A 1,257-nucleotide genomic window follows, 5' to 3' on the forward strand; every position below is an offset into this window, starting at 1 on the left:
AACCAGGGCTGGCCTTGGACTTCATGCACGACGTGCTCTACGACGGCCGCCGTTTCCGAACGCTCAACGTCATCGACGATGCCAACCGCGAAGCGCTGGCGATCCAGGTGGCCCAGTCGCTGCCCGCCTCGATGCTGATCCGCACGATGGAGCGGCTGGTGGCGTGGTACGGCGCGCCGCTGTCGATCCGCATGGACAACGGGCCGGAGATGACCAGCCACGACTTCGTCGAATGGGCCCAGCGCAAAGGCATTGCCCTGAACTACATCGAGCCCGGCGAGCCCAACCAGAACGCCTACGTCGAGCGATTCAACCGGACCTTCCGCACCGAGGTGCTCGATGCCTACCTGTTCAATTCCATCGAGCAGGTCCAGGCCATCGCCGACGACTGGTTGACCCAATACAACGAGTACCGACCGCATGACGCGCTCGGTGGCGTGCCGCCCAAGCAGTTCATGCCCAGACTGATCACCACAACTGCCGCAGACTCTAGGAATCAACTGTCTGCTTGACAGGGGAGCTTACGGGCTGACCACGGGCGTAGCCTGCAACCGGATTAATTTTGGCAATTGATCGCCACATCGCCAGAGTTCTTGCACGAGCGAATATTTCTCAAGAAATTTCGTACCCGCTCATCACGAATACCGTCTTTGACAATTACATGAACAAACGAGCCATTTTTCGCTGGCCCTATCAGCGCCTCGAATCCAGCTTCGTCTACATCCCTGGACTTGCAGGGGCTTTGCGTGCCTATCAGCTGACACTTAGAGAATGCCCCTTTCTGATCCGTCAACAACGAGGGATTGAACCCAGAGTATACTTGAATCGATTTGCCGTCAGCGATTTTTAAGTCATAGACAACAAAATCAGCAACAACCTCCATGGTCAGCGTATCGCCTTGGGCCAAACCAAAACACGCCCCGGGTAGATAGACATTGCAAAACAGATAGGGTGGCTCTCGCCCCTGTTTTTCAGCAGCAACAGCCTGCCCAGCCAAGGAACCAATAAGGATGACCAATAGAACGGACATAAAATTTCGCATATTCACTCCTTCTTCTGGACATTCGCGGGGCTAGTAAGAATTTCTTTGAAGTTTCGCCCATCCGGCTTACCTGGAAGTTGCCCCATCAAATTCCCTTCATACCCTTTATTGGGTGCGGTTGTGCGATTTCCGCTCGCGNTCTTACTAGAAGAGTATTGATCACTTGCCCCCCATCAGTGCCGGGCTTCGTGAGCGGCCCTCTCACTTTTCATGCC

The 1,257-nt window shown here is 55.0% G+C and carries 2 protein-coding genes; one reads left to right on the forward strand and one right to left on the reverse strand.

Annotation, left to right across the window (positions count from 1 at the left end):
• The coding region (locus tag I73_RS28375; protein WP_022981543.1) for an integrase core domain-containing protein at positions 1-512 on the forward strand (512 nt) is incomplete at its 5' end.
• A 44-nt stretch (positions 513-556) separates the two neighbouring features.
• Here I73_RS28375 and I73_RS32690 read toward each other — a convergent pair.
• Positions 557-1,048, reverse strand: a complete 492-nt coding sequence (locus I73_RS32690) for a hypothetical protein (protein WP_148289814.1) — start codon at positions 1,046-1,048, stop codon at positions 557-559.
• Positions 1,049-1,257 lie beyond the last annotated feature (209 nt).

Source organism: Ideonella sp. B508-1, from assembly GCF_000333615.1.
Classification (GTDB): domain Bacteria; phylum Pseudomonadota; class Gammaproteobacteria; order Burkholderiales; family Burkholderiaceae_C; genus Ideonella.